Source organism: Psychromonas sp. SP041 (genome assembly GCF_000470315.2).
Taxonomy (GTDB): domain Bacteria; phylum Pseudomonadota; class Gammaproteobacteria; order Enterobacterales; family Psychromonadaceae; genus Psychromonas.
This window is the reverse complement of the sequence record NZ_CBRF02000034.1, coordinates 23,556-41,111: the sequence shown is the minus strand read 5'-3', so window position 1 is coordinate 41,111 and position 17,556 is coordinate 23,556. Positions and strand designations below refer to the sequence as shown.

The following is a 17,556-nucleotide window of genomic DNA, read 5'->3' as shown; positions in this document are numbered from 1 at the left end:
TAGCGTCGATTAGGTAATTAACGCATTAATTTAAAGATATTTTCACTTTTAATGTCAAAAATTCCTGTATTGTAGATCACAATAATATTTATATTAATTCTCATTTTAAGATTGCAATCACTTCACATTAAACGATAATGAACGTTCATTCATTTCAAAGTGGTCTTATGGACAAGCGAATCAAAATTTTAGTTGCGGCAGAATGTGTTTTGGCAGAGCGAGGTTTTTATGCTTTTTCCATGCAAAATCTAGCAGATACCGCAGGCGTTGCGGCAGGTACGCTTTATCGTTACTTTGATAGCAAAGAAGCATTAATGAATGAGCTACAAAAATTTATCCGAGAACAATCAGCTAATACTATTCTAGCTGGCTTTGATGACTGCTCCACAGCAAAGAAAAAATACGATTTAGTATGGAAAAATATATTTGATTATGTCATCGCGAACCCTAGACGTTTAACGTTGATCGAAGTGCTTCATTGCATACCTAATGTAGACCAAAAAGGTATCACTTTATTTGAAAATGAAGCCTTTAAGCCACTCATTTCCTTTTATCAGCAAGGTATTGATGCAAAAAAATTTTTGAACTGGCAATTATTTGCATTAATAGCAGTCAGTATAGACACAGCCATTTCGTTGGCAAAACAAGTAATACGAGAACGTGTGACTCCTGACCAAAAACAGTTACAACAAGTACGAGACGCGTCATGGAATATCATTCAAAACCCACATTTTAAATCAACAGGAATCATTCAATGAAAAAATGGATAGCGTCGGCAATCATCTTAGCAATACTTGTATTTGGTACTGTGATTGGCTTTAATATGTTTAAAGCTAAAAAAATAAACGAATACCTTTCATCGCGTCCTATTCCTGAATTCCCAGTCACAGCGACTACTGTAAAATTTGAAGATTGGACTCCTCATTTACGTGCTATCGGTTTTATTGAGCCAATGCAAGGCGTCACAATTACCAATGAAGTGGCCGGTAAAGTATCTAAAATAAATTTTGTATCTGGTCAAAAATTACAAAAAGGTGACCCTATTGTTTACCAAGATAGCGAAGTAGAACAAGCGAACTTAAAAGCAGCCAAAGCACGTTTACCTTCTATTCAACGTAACTATAAACGCTTAAATTCATTGCTTAAAAAAGGCTCTGTTTCTCAAGGTGATGTTGATGATGCACAAGCAGAATACCTAGCGCTTCAAGGCGAAATTGAAGGTTATGCAGCAACAATTAGTTTGCGTACCATTCGCGCACCATTCTCTGGTATCACAGGTTTACGAAATGTATTTTTAGGTCAATATCTAGCTAATGGCACTGAAATAGTTCGTTTGGAAGATATTAGCCGTATGCAAATGCGTTTTACTATTGCACAAAATGATCTTAACAAAGTACATATAAACCAAGCAATGGATGTATTTATTGATGCACAACCTGATACTACGTTTACTGGTGTTATCACTGCGATTGAACCTGCAGTAAACTCAGAAAGTGGACTTATCCTGATTCAAGCATCGATCCCGAATGAAGCACAAAAAATACGTTCAGGTATGTTTGCTAAAGCAAATATCATTTTACCGACCGTTAAAAAACAAATCATCATTCCTGTTACCTCCGTTAATTACACACTGTACGGTGAAACAGTTTATGTATTAACTGAACAAAAAACTGATGATGGCAATACGTTTTTAGAAGCGAAACAAAGAATCGTCACATTAGGTAAAACAAAAGGCGATAGTGTTCATGTGTTATCTGGCTTAGATGAAAGTGATGTGATTGCCACTAGCGGACAAGTTCGATTAAGCAATGGTTCTCACGTTAAAATCGTTGAATCAAATGCACTTGATACTCCTTCTGTTCTTCCAGCACTGTAGGTGACGTTATGAAATTTACAGATATCTTTATAAAGCGTCCCATTTTAGCAATCTCATTGAGTTTGCTGATTGTATTATTAGGGGTACAAGCGCTTACAAAAATGCAGGTACGTGAGTACCCTACGATGACTAATACGGTGGTCACAGTAACCACCAGCTATTACGGAGCAAGTGCAGATTTAATTCAAGGTTTTATCACTCAACCGATTGAGCAAGCCATTGCACAAGCCGATAATATCGACTTTATCAGTTCACAAAGTTTCATGGGTAGTTCAACCATTACTGTGAATATGAAGCTAAACACTGACCCAAGTGGCGCGGTGGCGGATATTCTCGCAAAAGTAAACAGTGTTAGCTCTCAGCTACCAAGTGATGCAGAAGATCCAACAATTGATGTCAGTACTGGCTCAACGACGTCTGTTATCTACATTGCATTTTCAAGTGAGCAATTAAACTCTAGTCAAATTACCGACTATTTAGAACGCGTGATTAAACCACAGTTATTTAGTATTAATGGTGTTGCAAAGGTTAACCTTTATGGTGGTACTAAATTTGCAATGCGCATTTGGTTAGACCCAGAACGTATGGCTGCTTTTAGGCTTAATACCGCTGATGTTATTACTATTTTACAAGCTAATAATATTCAGTCTGCTTCAGGCCAAGCAATGGGTTATTTCACTCTGTTTAATGGCAGTGCACAGACCCAGGTTAAGAATGCAAGCGAGTTAGAAAACCTGATCATTGCAACACGCGATGACGGTAGAACAATCCACCTACAGGATATTGCGCGCGTTTCTCTTGAAAAAAGTCATGACATCTACCGAGCAATGGCTAATGGTAATGATGCAGTTGTTGTTGCGATTGATGCAACTGCAAGCGCAAATCCATTGGATATAACGTCAGATGTAAGAAAAATGCTACCTGACTTAGAAAAAAACAATCCTAGTTCAATCAAAATGAAAGTGCTTTATGATTCGACCATTGCGATTGAAGAGTCTATTTATGAAGTGATTAAAACCATTGCGGAAGCAGGATTAATTGTACTCATTGTAATGATTCTATTTTTAGGATCATGGCGTGCAGTGCTCATTCCAATCATTACTATTCCGCTATCACTAATTGGTGTCGCCGTTGTGATGCAAATGTTTGGTTTTACTATCAACCTAATGACACTATTAGCCATGGTATTAGCCATTGGTTTAGTAGTAGATGATGCGATTGTTGTAGTAGAAAATATCGATCGCCATATTAAAGCAGGTGAAGACCCTTTCCGTGCAGCAATTATTGGTACGCGTGAAATTGCAGTACCGGTTATTTCCATGACCATCACGTTAGCCGCTGTTTATGCTCCCATTGCATTGATGGGCGGTATTACCGGTTCACTCTTTACTGAGTTTGCGCTAACACTTGCTGGTGCGGTATTTGTATCGGGTATTGTGGCATTAACATTATCACCGATGATGTGTAGCAAAATGTTAGTGATTAACCATAAACCTAATAGATTCGAACGTGCTGTTGATAACACGCTAACCGGGTTAACGAATAAATATAGCAATGCACTTAACATTATTATGTTAAGACGCCCTGCTGTTATTATCTTTGCCTTATTAGTGTTTATTTCACTGCCATTCCTCTTTAAATTTATCCCATCAGAGTTAGCACCGAAAGAAGATAAAGGTGTACTGATGATGTTGTCTAAAGCGCCAGCTAATGCCAACTTGGACTTTGTTGAAAATAGCATGCGTTTAGTCACTAGCGAAATAGCGAAGCAACCAGAAGTAGAAAGTAGCTTAGCGATGTCAGGTATTCCGAATGCTAACCAAGCCTTCGGTATCGCTATCATGAAACCATGGAGCCAACGTGAAAAAAGCCCAGATGACTTATCTAAAACATTAACACCAGCATTTAGTATGATCCCTTCTGTGGCGACAGTCACTTTCCAAAGACCTGAGTTACCAGGTTCATCGGGTGGTTTACCCGTACAATTTGTTATTACTACTTCTAATCCATTCCAAAGTTTAGTAAGTATTGCAGCAGATGTATTAGCAGAAACACAAGCCAATCCAAGCTTTGTTTATTCAGAGTTAGATTTAGCCTTTGATTCTGCAACCATGAATATCAGCATTGATCGTGACAAAGCAGGGGCTTATGGTGTGACCATGCAAGATATTGGTATTACTTTGGGGACATTGTTAAGTGATGGTTACTTAAACCGCATTAATTTAAATGGCCGTAGTTATGAAGTGATTGCACAAGTAGAACGTAAATATCGTTTATCGCCAGAGCAATTAGGTGATTTTTATGTACGTGCTAAAAACAATGACATGGTGCCATTAAGCGAACTGATTACCGTTAATGTAGTCGCTGAACCTCGTGCATTACCGCACTTTAATCAGCTTAATAGTGCAACAATAGGTGCAGTACTTTCGCCGGGTGTCACGATGGGCACGGCAATTACCTTCTTTGAAGGGTTATCAACCACTAAACTGCCACAAGGTTATAGCCATGATTACTTAGGCGAAGCGCGTCAATTTGTAACGGAAGGTGGTGCGTTATACGTGACCTTTATTCTTGCTTTATTTATTATATTTTTAGTACTCGCAAGTCAGTTTGAAAGTATTCGAGATCCATTGGTTATTATCATGACCGTACCATTGGCCATTAGTGGTGCTTTACTCGCACTTGCTTGGGGTTTTGCAACTATGAATATCTACACTCAGGTTGGTTTGATAACCTTGGTGGGATTGATTACTAAACATGGTATTTTGATTGCTGAAGTAGCAAAAGAAGAGCAATTGCATCATGGTCTAGATAAAATTGCCGCAGTTAAAAAAGCAGCAACCGTGCGTTTACGTCCAATATTAATGACAACAGCTGCAATGGTAGCGGGTCTTATCCCACTATTATTTGCAACCGGTGCAGGCGCAGTGAGTCGTTTTGGTATTGGTATTGTTATCGTAGCTGGTTTATCAATCGGTACGTTATTTACGTTATTTATCTTACCTGTTATCTATTCATTCATTGCCAGTGAGCATAAAAAGCTTCCTGAATTTGATGAAGAACAAGCATTAAAAGTAAATAGTACAGAGTCATAAGATAAAGAAGAAAATTAAAAGTAGCCTTAACATTAATTTAATAAGCGCTACTTTATTCTTCTCGAAATTGATTTATTAAACGTTTATAACAATAAATTAAGATATTTATAAACTAAGCTAATTAAATCAATAAGTTAATAGGCTGATAAAGTAATTATTTTCTATCACAAAGCACTAACACCGCACTATTAACAGATACAAAAAAAGCCAAAGACGATGATTCGCCTTTGGCTTTTTTATTTTACGGTCTTTTATGCTAAAAAATAAATTAAAGCTTAAACACCGTATTGCTGACGATATGTTTGTACAGACTCAAGATGTTGTTGCATTTCTGGTAACGTTTCAAGATAGCTCACTACGTCTGCCAGCTCTACAATCGAAATAACTTTTGCATCATAGTCACGTTCTACTTCTTGAATCGCTGACAACTCCGCTTTGCCTTTTTCTTGACGATCTAATGCAATTAACACACCTGCAAGCTCTGCTTTATGTGCATTAATGATATCCATCGATTCACGAATAGCTGTGCCAGCTGTAATAACATCATCAACGAGCATAATTTTACCGGTTAGCTCTGAACCCACTAAGCTACCACCTTCTCCGTGTGTTTTTGCTTCTTTACGATTAAAGCAATACGGTACATCTAAATCATAGTCATTAGACAAGGCAACAGCAGTGGTTGTTGCAATTGGAATACCTTTGTACGCAGGACCAAATAAAAGATCATAATCGATACCAGAATCTTGTAATGCAGCAGCATAAAAACGCCCTAAACGCGCAAGATCTCGACCTGTATTAAATAAACCTGCATTGAAAAAATAAGGGCTAATACGCCCTGATTTCAAAGTAAATTCGCCAAATTTTAAAACCTGTTTTTCAATCGCAAATTCAATAAACTCTTTTTGATACGCTTTCATTTCTTACTCCACATTTAATGCTTTTTTTTGTTCTGCTACTAAGTTATTAATACCGGTATTTGCTAAAGCTAACATTGCTAATAATTCTTGATGACTAAAAGCGCCCTCTTCAGCTGTACCTTGTATTTCAATTAAACCGCCACTTTCTGTCATGACAACATTCATGTCGGTTTGTGCATTTGAATCTTCTGCGTAATCCAAATCACAAACAGGCGTCCCTTTATAAATACCAACAGAAACAGCCGCTATCATTTGCTTTAATGGACTTTTTTTCAACTTACCTTTTGCAACCATCCAGTTCAATGCATCAGCTAACGCAATACAAGCACCTGTAATTGATGCGGTACGAGTACCACCATCGGCTTGTATTACATCACAATCAACAGTAATCATGTTCTCACCAAAGGCATTTAAATCAACTGCGGCACGTAAAGAGCGCGCAATTAAACGTTGAATTTCTAAGGTACGACCACCTTGTTGACCTTTTGCTGCTTCACGTTGATTACGTTTATGTGTCGCACGCGGCAACATGGAATATTCTGCCGTTACCCAGCCTTTACCTTTACCCTTTAAAAAACGTGGTACTGACTCTGATACTGTCGCATTACAGAGGACTTTAGTATTACCGACTTCAATCAAAACAGACCCTTCTGCATAGTCAGTATAGTGCCGAGTAATTTTGATTTCACGGTTTTGTTCAGGTGTACGATTACTTGGGCGCATAAGTTAAAAAACCTTGTCAATAAATGAGCGGCAATTATACCCATTAACCAACAAGGCGCAAAACTCGGCAGGAAATCAATAGATTTATATGCCTGTTACTGTGCAAGGTGCTTTGTTCAGTCGTTAGCTTGGACTCTAAATCAAGGTGCAACATGATGACAATGGCGAGTCCTTATCGAAGGTGGCAACACAGAGTTGGTTTTCAAGCTAAAGACCCAGAGAGCAAGCTGCGAAGTAAACACCTTGAATGGTAACGAGTATATGTAACCTCAGTTCTGGATAAGTAAAGCGATACAACACCGCTATTTCTGCGTTAAATCATCTCTCTATAACCCGTTATTGCTTCAATAATTCGCATTGAACTACGTAAAACTAACGACACTGATTAGTAAAAAATAGTACCTTATGATTTTAAATATAACTTCACTTTCATTAACCAGAGTTGAGGCTATGTAGTAAAAAATCAAAAATTAACGGAATTCACAAATAAAGAGTTGAAATATTAATGTTCAGAATACTGATCATGACTATTCTTATAAATAACAAGCTGACTAAAACCTTTATCTTGCGCTTGATACAATGCTTGTTCTGCACGTCTATTAAGCTCTTCTTCGATATGCGAGTGACTAGGAACCATACAAGCAGCACCAATACTCACTGAGACGGTGTCTCCTGCAGGTGCATTATCAAACTTCAGCCCCCATCCATTGACCATATAAAATATTTCAGCTGCTAAGGTTTTAAGCCCTTCTTCGGAAGTATTTGGTAAAAGTATAATAAAATCATCTGCCTCGAGACGGGCTAATAAGTCCGCAGGGCGCTGAACAATATGTTGTAAACGACGCGCAAGTTCAATAAAGCAATCATCGCCCGCATCTCTTCCATATTGCTCATTAAAGAATTTAGCACTATCAACATCGATAATTAATAAAGATAAGCTTTCGCCAGAGCGTCTACCACGCACCCATTCCTTTTTAAACTGTTCGTTAAAATAATGCTTATTAGGTAAACCTGTTAAATAATCACGCATTGCTAATTTTTCAAGGTTGTTATTTTTTAAAAATAATTGTCGATTATGTTTTTTTGAAAAATATAACAATAAACACACTAATGTTAATGCAACAGATATTAATGAGATGATGATCCAATAACCAGTGCCCGTTTCATGCCTTTCATAAACAACAGGTAACCAACGATTAAGTATTTTTTGCTTTTGTTGTAAATCGATTGATGTAACGACTTTATCAAAAATACCCAATAGTATCGTGTTATCTTTTGATACGGCGAGAGAAAATGGGTATTCATGTTCAAATTTATCAACAATTTTTAATTCAGGATAAAGCGTTTGAATTTGATTAACCATGACAGGTAACACATCAATAAAGCCATAAATCTCACCACTGCTTACCGCATCAAGTCCCGATTTTAACGAGTCATATTCGTATAAATCAGCATCGGGATACAAGGTGTTCAAAAACTCTATATATGATCCTGCTTTCAACATTCCTAATGGTTTATGTAACACTTGTTCTAATTTATAAGCCTGATTATTTTCTGAAGTGACCAATGCTAATGGAAAATCTAAATAAGCAGAGGTAAATGAAAGGTATTGACTACGTCGAGGAGTTTTGTGAATCACAGGAATAAAGTCACAACGCCCTTCTTTTAATGAGGTAACTGTCTCTGACCAAGTGGCCGTTTCGATTAAAATAATAGGGTTGCTAATACGCTGAGCAAATAATGTAACAAATTCAGAGGCAATGCCAACATATTTGCTCTCTTTAATGGCCTCTATAGGTAACCAATCTGGATCAACACACATGTAGAGTGCATCATGATCTTTTAAATATTGTTGTTGTATACTAGATAAAATAGGCATTCTATTCTGGTAATTAGCCTCTTCGGTTACTTTTCCAATACTGGGTTTATTTATCCATTTAAGATGTAAATTATCTATCTCTTTTTTATTTAATGCTAACAACCCTTTATCTAAAATATCTCGCAAAATAGTATTATCTTTATTTACACCCATAAATTTTGGTAAATAATGAAAAACCTTACTATCAGCTAATGATGTATTAACCAAACCTTGCTCTAACGAACGCTGTAAGTGGTAGTTGATAGCATCATAAGCATCTAAAACAGCATCGACATTACCTAAACGTAATTGCTCAATAGAGGCTTCAGTACTCGTCGTTAATGTTAGCTCTATATTAGGAAAGCTCTTTTCAAGTACTTCTTGGTAAAAAAAACCTTTAATAACAGCAATAGATTTAATATCGCTAAGGTCATTAGCAAACACCTCTCCTTCACGTGTTAACAATCCATCGGTTAACGTTAAAGACTGGTAATGAGTAAAGATTGTAAACTCTTGGCGCTCCGGCGTTATTTTCATGTTAGAAATAACATCTATTTCTTTATTTTTTAACTTTTCTAAGTATTCGTACCACTGATAACCCACAACAAATTCAATATTTAAGCCTACTTTATCTGCCACTAATCGTATTAAATCATTGTTATAACCAGAAACTTCACCATCTTGAATAAAGTTAAATGGCGGCCAATTCTCATCAGTGTGTACTTTTATAGTGGGGTGTTGTTGGGTATATTCTTTTTCTTGTACGGTAAGATCAACTTCAATAGCATTTGTAGCAAAGACGAAGGTGTTGCTGGCAAACAGTATCGCCACAACATAAAACATGCGAAAGACAATAACCAATGAGAAGGGCGTAAATAGCCACATGAGTTCTAACCCTTTATTTAAGAATGGGAGACTTTATCAAACGAACTTGGTTAAAGTAATGATTTAAAAAAAAAGAAAAATTATAACCAACTTACTGTGATCAACCTATCACTAGACACATCAGTATAGGCCAGTAAAGCAATCTTCATTAAAGAAAACAGATAAAAAGGGCTAACTTGGTATCAATAAGAAAAACGCTAAACCGTATATTATTCGAACTCTTTAATATCCCTATCTCAGTGTTAAAATGGCTAACATTGCAATTTTAGATAATCATAAAATACATAGCGACTGAGATATGAATAACTAAACTGACTTTATTTAAATTAGAGTGATAAAAAGCTGGAGTTCCAGCTTCTCATACAAACCTAAAGTTTAATCCAGTGCTAACAATAATGGTCAAGACAGTCTTTAGAAAGCGTAAAGTAATGTCATATTGGTTGCTGTATCTGTACTTTTTTTCTCATCAAGCGGCTTGCTATTATAACGAACAACAACAGCAAACTTCATTGACAGTGCACCAATAATTTTAGTTGATAACGACGTTTCTGAACGGCCGTCTAATTTACTACCCCAATCGGCAACAAACTTTTGTTGAAATTTAGCAGAATCACTAATTTTAGTTTGGAAATCAATGACAAAGTGAGCAACTGCACTCGCATCGTAACTTTCACCTTCAGCCTCAGCAGATTCATCATCTAACTTTTGATAAATATAACCAGGACCAATTTCAGCGTTTAACGACATCGTTTCATTCTCAATAAAATGATGACCGTAACCAGCAGCAGTTATCGAAGTAAAATCATAACCTGTGAATGGGTCCAGCTCATAACCAGTATTCGCAAACAAATAACTTATATCATCAATTTGATAGTTACCTTGTAACCCAGCATAGAAACGTTTTGCTGTTACTTCGTCTTCATCTTCTTTATATAAACCTTGGAATACATATTCATTTTCCCAATCACCCAACTCTTGTTTTAATGCAAGGCTAGCTTTGAATGATGATGTATCCGTATTACCCGTCGTTAAAGAAGCACCTAATTCAGCTTCACCAGCAAGTGTTGCATCTCCTTTTACGAATTCACTTTTCGCATGTGCAGTCATTGGCAGAGTCAGTGCAATAGCAGCAGTGAGTAGCAATTTATTCATAATATTTTTCCTTTTTTGCAATTTACGAAAGTCTAATGTGACGATATGCTTTCTTAATTTCACTTAAAATATCACTTCATTATTAATTTTAAAGAAATGAGAGCTAAGTAACATTAATATCCTAACTTTTAACTTAAGAAAAATAAAGAGAATGGAATAAGCTCAGAGGGACTACGTTGAGAATAAGAAATAGGATCAGAAAAATTAAAATAAAAAAGCATTGATATTCACTTTAATATCAATGCTTAACTATTAATTTCCTTATTGTTTAGGAAGTTGATCTACATTTGAAATAGAGACCTGAGGGGTTAATTCTAAAGGTTTTTCTTCGCTGAACTTTTTCCCCTTCACTTGCACGATTATTTGCTGTGTTTCCTGATCATCAAAAAATAAATCAGTGTAATACTGTTGTACTTGTTTTAATGAAACAGATTTTAATCTAGCAACGTGCTGTAATTTAGTATCAATATTTTTTTTATTACTCATCCATTCGTCTGTTAAATAAGAAAATTCAGTACCTAAATTACTTGGTTTAGCTAAATAGTTAGCGATATGTGCTTTTTTTATTTCTTCAAAATCGCTTTCTTTTGTTTCCGCTAAAGTCTTTTTAAAATTATCCAAAAACACTTGAAAGCGCTCATATAGTGTTGCACTTCCAACCGCAGGACTTTGTGTGAATAGACCAAAACCAACACTTTCATCTACTTGTACTGTTGCAGTAAAGGGAGAATACGTTAATTGCTCTTGTGTGCGAATTTGATCATAAAAAGCAGGCTTAAGTAATTTATTAAGTAATTCAGCTTTAGCTAATGAAATAATATCTTGATTCTTGGCTAAATAAAGGCTCACCAACGCATCATCTTCTAACTCAGATTCACGGACATAATTTAAAGCCCCCTGCTGAGGATCTGCGTGTAAGCGTTTCGTCGTATAAAAAGTATTAGGTTGAATTTTCACTTTAACTTTAAGCTTTGCAGTCAATTGCAAAACATCTAATGTGGAAAAATTACCTAAGGCTAATAAGCGTAAACTCGATGTTGAAAATATCTGTTTTGTTAATTCACTCAAATCATCACTTGTTACACCATCAATCTGTGCTAATAAAGTTTGATCAGACCAAGATGGCTGGCGAATGACTTTTCTAAAACCACTTAACCCTAAATCCATCGCTTTACTTTTAGATTGGTTATTCAAACGACGTGTTAATTCTTGTTTCGCCAGTCTCAAAGATTGTTCATCAAATTTCATATTTTCGATGTGCGTTAATAACATCAATAATAATTTACTCTGCTTATCGCTATAGCCACTCGTGCTAATCAGTAAACCATCACTGCTGCTAATAGAGAACCCTACCCCAGCTTCTTGAGTGACAAAACTTAGTTCTGCTAATTGCTTTTGTAAAATATTTAATAACAGATTCATTTTAACTCTAGCAGCAGGACTTTGGTCATTAAGGTTATTATTAAGCTGTAACTTGTAAATGCCTTTAGGTTCTTTTAGCTGGCTTTGTTTAAACCAAACAGAGAGGCCGGATTCCTTTACAAGTTGTATTGCTTTGTTATTTTTCTCTTCTTCAACAAGTACTAAACTCTCAGGCAACCATTCATTACGGACAGGTAGGATCAATTCAGGTTGAATTGTTTTTGCCTTATTAAGCCAAAGTTGTAAACGTGACTTTTTAATTTTTGCTTGTGAATACTTCCCTTCGTAATATGGGATATCTTTGTTAACCACTGCGTTTGGCGATACGACAAATAATCGACTATTTTCTGGTGTTAAATAACCCATTAATTGGGTGATAAACGTAGGGTTAAATCCATCTAAACGATATGAATAAGCTAATAGATCTTGTAAAGGGTAATTTTGCATATTAGCAGCCAAAGACATGACATTATTAAAACTGGCTTGCTTAGGCAGGAATTGAAAATAGTTATCCAAGCTTTTCTTCTGCTCAGAATATTGTAATTGGTTAATTCCCTGTTCTTTAATTAGGTTGATATAAGCAAATAAACTCGCAATCACCGTATCTTGTTTACTTAACCCTTTATTCGTTAATTTAAACGTCAAACTAAACTGTGAATACTGTTCGCTGTGTGCACCATAAAATCCAGCAGAAACTGATTCAGCTAATCCAAGTTTTTGTAAATAATCAGATAACCCACCTTTATGATCAGATCCTAATAAGCGACTAATATAACCACCAGGTTGATACATATATTCATCTTTAACACTAGGCACTAAAAAGTTAACTTGCAATAACTTAAGTTCCGCTGTGGGCTTCATTTGCACTTCTAATGCTAACTGCTTATCTGTTAATAACGGTGTTATTATGACGGGTTTAATGACATTGTTATTGGGAATTTGTGTTAAATATTTAACCGCGATTTTTTGCATATTTTCAATTGAACGAGGACTTGTTAAAGCCACTTTCATTGTATTCGCAGAATAGTGTTGTTTAAAGAACAACTCCAACTCTTTCTGTAATACACTCCCAGGCTTATCAACAAGGGTGGTTAAATCACCCGTACTAAAACGGGCCATTGGGTGTTCAGGGTTCAATGAGTAGCGTTGTAATGCATATAATTTACGCATGTCGTTATCAACATAAGTTTCGTTTTCAGCATTGACCGTATGACGTTCTTTATCAGCATATTTTTCATCTAATAAAGGTGCATGCATTACATCGCCTAATCTGTCTAATGCTTCTCCAAATACACTATCATTGACTTCAAAGCCATATACCGTTGCATCCTGTGCAGTATAAGCATTGGTATACCCACCATTTTGACTCATAAACTTACTGTATTCATTTATTATTGGGTACTTTTCTGAGCCAAGAAATAACATATGCTCTAAATAATGCGCTAAACCCAATTGAGAATCTGGGTTATGCATACTACCAATAGGAACAGATAAAGAAGCGGCACTATTTTGTAAATCAGGGTCAGAAATGAGTAATACTTCCAGATCGTTTGAAAGGCGAATAACTTGGTAATCACGAGTGTCATTAGGGCTTTGTATTATAGAATTATTAACTATTTCAAATTTTTTCATAGTGGACTCAGGTGATGTATTAGGGGCAGCATGTAGAAACGTAGAAAAACATAAACAGACACAATTAAATAATAGATAGATAGGCTTAATAGGCAGCATTAGATGAGCTCTTTCAATTGTAGGTGGAAGTCAATAATTAAGACTGAATACTATGCTACAAGTTCCCCGAAAATAAAAGTACTCATCCTAGAATAAAAAAATAAGCATTGTGTATATTTAACATACTAAGCTAATATACTCATTAAGATATATTACAAAATTGAACAAAAAATAGGCTAAAACACTAAAACATGATTCGGTGTATCAAATATGATGAAATTTTCTCTGTCTAAAACTCTACAAACCAATAATAGCGCAAGTCGTAAAAAGCGAGGTTTTACATTAATAGAGTTATTAATAACGATCGCTATCGTCGCTATTTTGGTTCAAGTTGCCTATTCCTCGTATTTAAACACCATACAACAAAGCTATCGTTACGAAGCTCAACAATCAATGATTGAATTGAGCCAACAATTAGAGCGTTATTATTCACGTAATGGCGTTTATTCAGGCTCAAGTGCAACAGCAAGCAACTATAGCAGTACACAATACACATTGGCTTTTAGTACATTAGAAGATGATGAGTTTACAATTTCGGCGACACCTATGGGTGGCCAAACCAGCGATGACTGCAGTACTTTGACTCTAGATTACCTTGGCAATAAAACGCCTTCTACATTGGGATGTTGGAAATGAAAAATGCTAAAGGGTTCACCCTAATAGAATTAATGGTTACTGTTGCCATTGTTATTATATTAGCAACGATTGCATTACCAAGCTGGACAAAGCTTATACAAGATAACAGTATTGCAAGTGCTGTTAATCAAGTGCAAAGTATCTACCAATTAACCCGTTCAGAAGCATTAAAACGTAATGAAGATATTACATTAACATCTTCTAATAATATGCGAACTTGGACTCTCTCAAACGATGTTTCAGGAGCAAGTTCAACTATCAAAACCATCACTCTTTCAACTGAACAAGTAGCGGTTACATCAGGAGATGGTAGCACTGATGAAATATCTATAACGGTGAGAGGATCAGGTTTCGCTGAGAATAAAAGTTTAGCGTTTAATTGGGAAGATGAATATCGTTGCTTAGTTGTTTACAGTAGCGGTCAAACTAAAATCAGCTCAGAGAGTGGAGACTGTGTTTAATGAATCGATTAATCAACAGTAAGCATCGTCAGAATAAACAACAAGGTTTCACACTTCTAGAGCTTTTAATCGCCGTTGTTATCGCAAGTATCTCTGTATTAGGTCTCGCTTACACACAAACGAAAAGCCTACAATATGCGCGCAGTAGTAGCCAATATACACGAGCTAGCATTGAAGCCACTAATACAGTAGAGCAAATATGGGGTTCGCTTTGTGAGTTTCAAAATGGAACTAAAGCATTAAATGCTTTAACGCTTGCTGACGGTTTTACACGTACTTTTACCCCTACCTCTTTCGATAATGAAATGACCATCACCATTGACTGGGCAGATAATCGATTAACCGATGTTGATAATAATGTATCAGTACAGGTTGTTTTTCCAAATATTAGCGCTGATACAACGCTTTGCCCATAGGTGATATGATGAATAAAAATCTCGGTTCACAATCAGGATTCAGCTTAGTAGAGTTAATGATTGCAATGTCGCTGTCTTTACTCCTTATACTGGGTATAGCGACTGTATTTTCTAGTTTAAAAAATACATCTTCTTATTCTCAACAATTAGAAAACACACAAGAAGTATTGCGTTTTACCAACTCGATTTTTAGTCGAGCAGTACATCGAGCAGATGAAATGGATAATAATTCATATACAGGTAGTGATGGCGGTACTTATCAACAATTAGATTTAACCTTTAATTTAGACAATCTTGATACTAGTGAAAGCTATTCTAGTTGTTTAGGTAATCCCATGGCAAGCCAATACTATGAAAGCTATCGACTCACTGATAATGAGCTCCTTTGTGCAGAATACACAACGGCTGGACTAGATGACTCAAGTAAAACATTTACTGCGATCGGCACAAATATTGATAGTTTGAACTTCTCAATTACTGATGATTTACTCACAGTCACCATTACACCTACCGATGAAACAGATTCAATACAAATGATGTTTGCACAACGCCAAGTAATATTAGGCTTAAATTAAGAATGAAGGATAGCTATATGAAAGGATCTAAAATTCACCGCTCTAAAGGCTTTGCCGCTGTCACAGTATTAGTTATTTCGCTTCTGGGTGGATTGATTGTATTTGATACTGTTCAGGAAAATATCAATCAAGAGCGTATGGCCGGAAATTACTCAAAAGAGATCAATTCACACTTACAAGCGGAAAATGGGCTTGCAGCTTCTTATAACGCACTTAACGATAATAGCAGCCTTAATAGTGAAAGTATGATGACACTACTCAATGATGCACAGAATGATACTGGCGCCCATCGTTATAGTCTTGAGCCTTGGGTAGCAGGTACTTCAACGGAGATATCAACAGATGGATCAGGAGATGACTCAGATGAAACAATTGTAGAAACCATTGTTAGTACCGTATTCGGTGGCACTAGTAATACGGAAACATCTAGTGCCTCAACAAGTAACGCGTCCAATGCAATTTTAATAGAAAGCAAAGGCTTTCACTATGATGGACAATATGAAATGCGTGGTAGCATTTCGTTAGCAGCATCAAGCGGTAACTCTATATTTAACGGTGCAATTACTACTTGTGACGGAGCAACCTTAGGTGGAAGTGGCAAAATAGATAGCTATGATTCTAGTGAAGGTGCCTATGATGCAGCTAACCCAGGTAGCAATGGTGATATTTCAGTATTAAATGAGAATGCAAGTGGCCTAACATTGAGCGGTAGTTCTCCTATTAGCGGTAGTGCCTCAATTAACGGGGATTTAAATATTTCTGGCTCAGGTTCAATAGCAGGAGATGCCCATGTTTCAGGTAGCATTAACTTAGGTAGCTCGGGCTCAATTGACGGTAACGCGCAAGCAACAGGCAGTGTAACTAACTCTTATTCAGCTATTACAATGGATAGCATTAGCGCTAATGGTGATGTCACTATTCTTCAAAGTTATGAGGGACCTATTTCATATAGTGGTGACTTAAATTATCCTAACTACGGTAAGGTTAGTAATGCAACTTATTACAATACGGGACAAGTTGCAGCTGTTGGTACGGAAACTTGTGACATTTTAGGGTTAGCAAGTGAGTTTGAAAGTGGTGATATTGGAAATTTAGAAACGGCTAATAGTACTACTATCGATTTCTCTAGTGCGGGTGACAATAATGCTTTTGATTATATATTCACATCTAATGGCTTAGAATCCTACATAGCGGGTGGAAGTAGCTCATTAATTAACACTCGAATTGATACTGAATCACAAGATATTACATTTTTAGACAATGATATCTCTACATATATTATGAGTATTAATGATTTTTCTCATGGTAATACTATTACTATTGAAAGTGGTAATGACGTTATTCTTTACTTGCAAGGAGATACTGTTATTAGTGATAAAATATATGTTGAAGATGGCGCTACATTAACAATTATTACAGAAGGCACTTTTAAAACAACACAAGATGGTGGTGTTTATGCATTAGATAGTGATGGAAATACGGCGAACTCATCGGTTAATAGTAATGGAGATAACTCTTTTCTTCTTTATTCAGGTTACGACTCATCAAGTAATTCCGATTATGGCATCACGTTAAATGGCGCCACTGATATGTTCCTTACTGCTTATGCACCAGACGCATCAATGCAAATCACTGCAAGCGGTAATATATATGGCTCATTGCGTAGCGACTACTTAACTGTTAGTGGTGCTGCTGGTATCCATTACGATGAAGAAATAGCAGCAACCAATGTGGGGGGAACAGGGTCAACAACATCAACTCCTAAAATAACACGTTGGTTCTAACCCTGTGTTTATCAAAAAGACCATA

The 17,556-nt window shown here is 36.3% G+C and carries 13 protein-coding genes; 8 read left to right on the top strand and 5 right to left on the bottom strand.

Annotated features, from left to right (window positions below; translation table 11 throughout):
* Positions 1 to 167: 167 nt before the first annotated feature.
* From SP041_RS16370 to SP041_RS16360, 3 genes are read left to right on the top strand one after another with little or no spacing between them, the layout of a single operon-like run.
* On the top strand, positions 168 to 758 hold the full coding sequence (locus SP041_RS16370) for a TetR/AcrR family transcriptional regulator (protein WP_170968566.1): 591 nt from the start codon (positions 168 to 170) through the stop codon (positions 756 to 758).
* Complete coding sequence (locus SP041_RS16365) at positions 755 to 1,876, top strand: efflux RND transporter periplasmic adaptor subunit (RefSeq protein WP_137297935.1); 1,122 nt, start codon at positions 755 to 757, stop codon at positions 1,874 to 1,876. Before SP041_RS16370 ends, SP041_RS16365 begins: the two co-directional genes overlap by 4 nt.
* 8 nt (positions 1,877 to 1,884) lie before the next feature.
* The gene (locus SP041_RS16360; protein ID WP_137297934.1) at positions 1,885 to 4,971 is read left to right on the top strand and encodes a multidrug efflux RND transporter permease subunit; all 3,087 of its coding nucleotides are present in this window, start codon (positions 1,885 to 1,887) and stop codon (positions 4,969 to 4,971) included.
* Positions 4,972 to 5,246: 275 nt separating this feature from the next.
* On the opposite strand, the gene pyrE is transcribed toward SP041_RS16360, so the two are convergent.
* The 5 genes from pyrE to SP041_RS16335 form a co-directional block, all read right to left on the bottom strand.
* Entirely contained in the window at positions 5,247 to 5,888 is a 642-nt protein-coding gene (gene pyrE, locus SP041_RS16355) for an orotate phosphoribosyltransferase (protein WP_137297933.1), read from the bottom strand.
* A gap of 3 nt (positions 5,889 to 5,891) precedes the next feature.
* Positions 5,892 to 6,611: a ribonuclease PH gene (gene rph, locus SP041_RS16350; RefSeq protein ID WP_137297932.1), complete on the bottom strand. Its 720-nt coding sequence runs from the start codon at positions 6,609 to 6,611 to the stop codon at positions 5,892 to 5,894.
* Positions 6,612 to 7,113: 502 nt separating this feature from the next.
* Positions 7,114 to 9,354, bottom strand: coding sequence for a transporter substrate-binding domain-containing protein (locus SP041_RS16345; protein ID WP_025566052.1), 2,241 nt, complete (start codon positions 9,352 to 9,354; stop codon positions 7,114 to 7,116).
* A gap of 411 nt (positions 9,355 to 9,765) precedes the next feature.
* Positions 9,766 to 10,506, bottom strand: a complete 741-nt coding sequence (locus SP041_RS16340; RefSeq protein WP_025566051.1) for a DUF481 domain-containing protein — start codon at positions 10,504 to 10,506, stop codon at positions 9,766 to 9,768.
* 261 nt (positions 10,507 to 10,767) lie between these two features.
* Positions 10,768 to 13,659, bottom strand: coding sequence for an insulinase family protein (locus tag SP041_RS16335; RefSeq protein ID WP_025566050.1), 2,892 nt, complete (start codon positions 13,657 to 13,659; stop codon positions 10,768 to 10,770).
* 210 nt (positions 13,660 to 13,869) lie between these two features.
* Here SP041_RS16335 and SP041_RS16330 point away from each other — a divergent pair, with 210 nt between their 5' ends.
* Genes SP041_RS16330 through SP041_RS16310 form a run of 5 tightly spaced genes read left to right on the top strand, consistent with a single transcriptional unit; the run spans position 13,870 to position 17,531 of the window.
* Positions 13,870 to 14,295 (top strand): type IV pilin protein, encoded by a 426-nt coding sequence (locus tag SP041_RS16330; RefSeq protein ID WP_051368660.1) that lies wholly within the window; start codon positions 13,870 to 13,872, stop codon positions 14,293 to 14,295.
* Entirely contained in the window at positions 14,292 to 14,756 is a 465-nt protein-coding gene (locus SP041_RS16325; protein ID WP_025566048.1) for a GspH/FimT family pseudopilin, read from the top strand. The genes SP041_RS16330 and SP041_RS16325 overlap by 4 nt, the downstream gene beginning before the upstream one ends.
* On the top strand, positions 14,756 to 15,172 hold the full coding sequence (locus SP041_RS16320) for a prepilin-type N-terminal cleavage/methylation domain-containing protein (protein WP_025566047.1): 417 nt from the start codon (positions 14,756 to 14,758) through the stop codon (positions 15,170 to 15,172). Before SP041_RS16325 ends, SP041_RS16320 begins: the two co-directional genes overlap by 1 nt.
* An 8-nt stretch (positions 15,173 to 15,180) precedes the next feature.
* Positions 15,181 to 15,747 (top strand): prepilin-type N-terminal cleavage/methylation domain-containing protein, encoded by a 567-nt coding sequence (locus SP041_RS16315; RefSeq protein ID WP_025566046.1) that lies wholly within the window; start codon positions 15,181 to 15,183, stop codon positions 15,745 to 15,747.
* Positions 15,748 to 15,764: 17 nt separating this feature from the next.
* Positions 15,765 to 17,531 carry a hypothetical protein gene (locus tag SP041_RS16310; protein WP_025566045.1) on the top strand — a complete coding sequence of 589 codons (1,767 nt, stop codon included), beginning with the start codon at positions 15,765 to 15,767 and terminating at the stop codon, positions 17,529 to 17,531.
* The last annotated feature ends 25 nt before the right edge of the window (positions 17,532 to 17,556 follow it).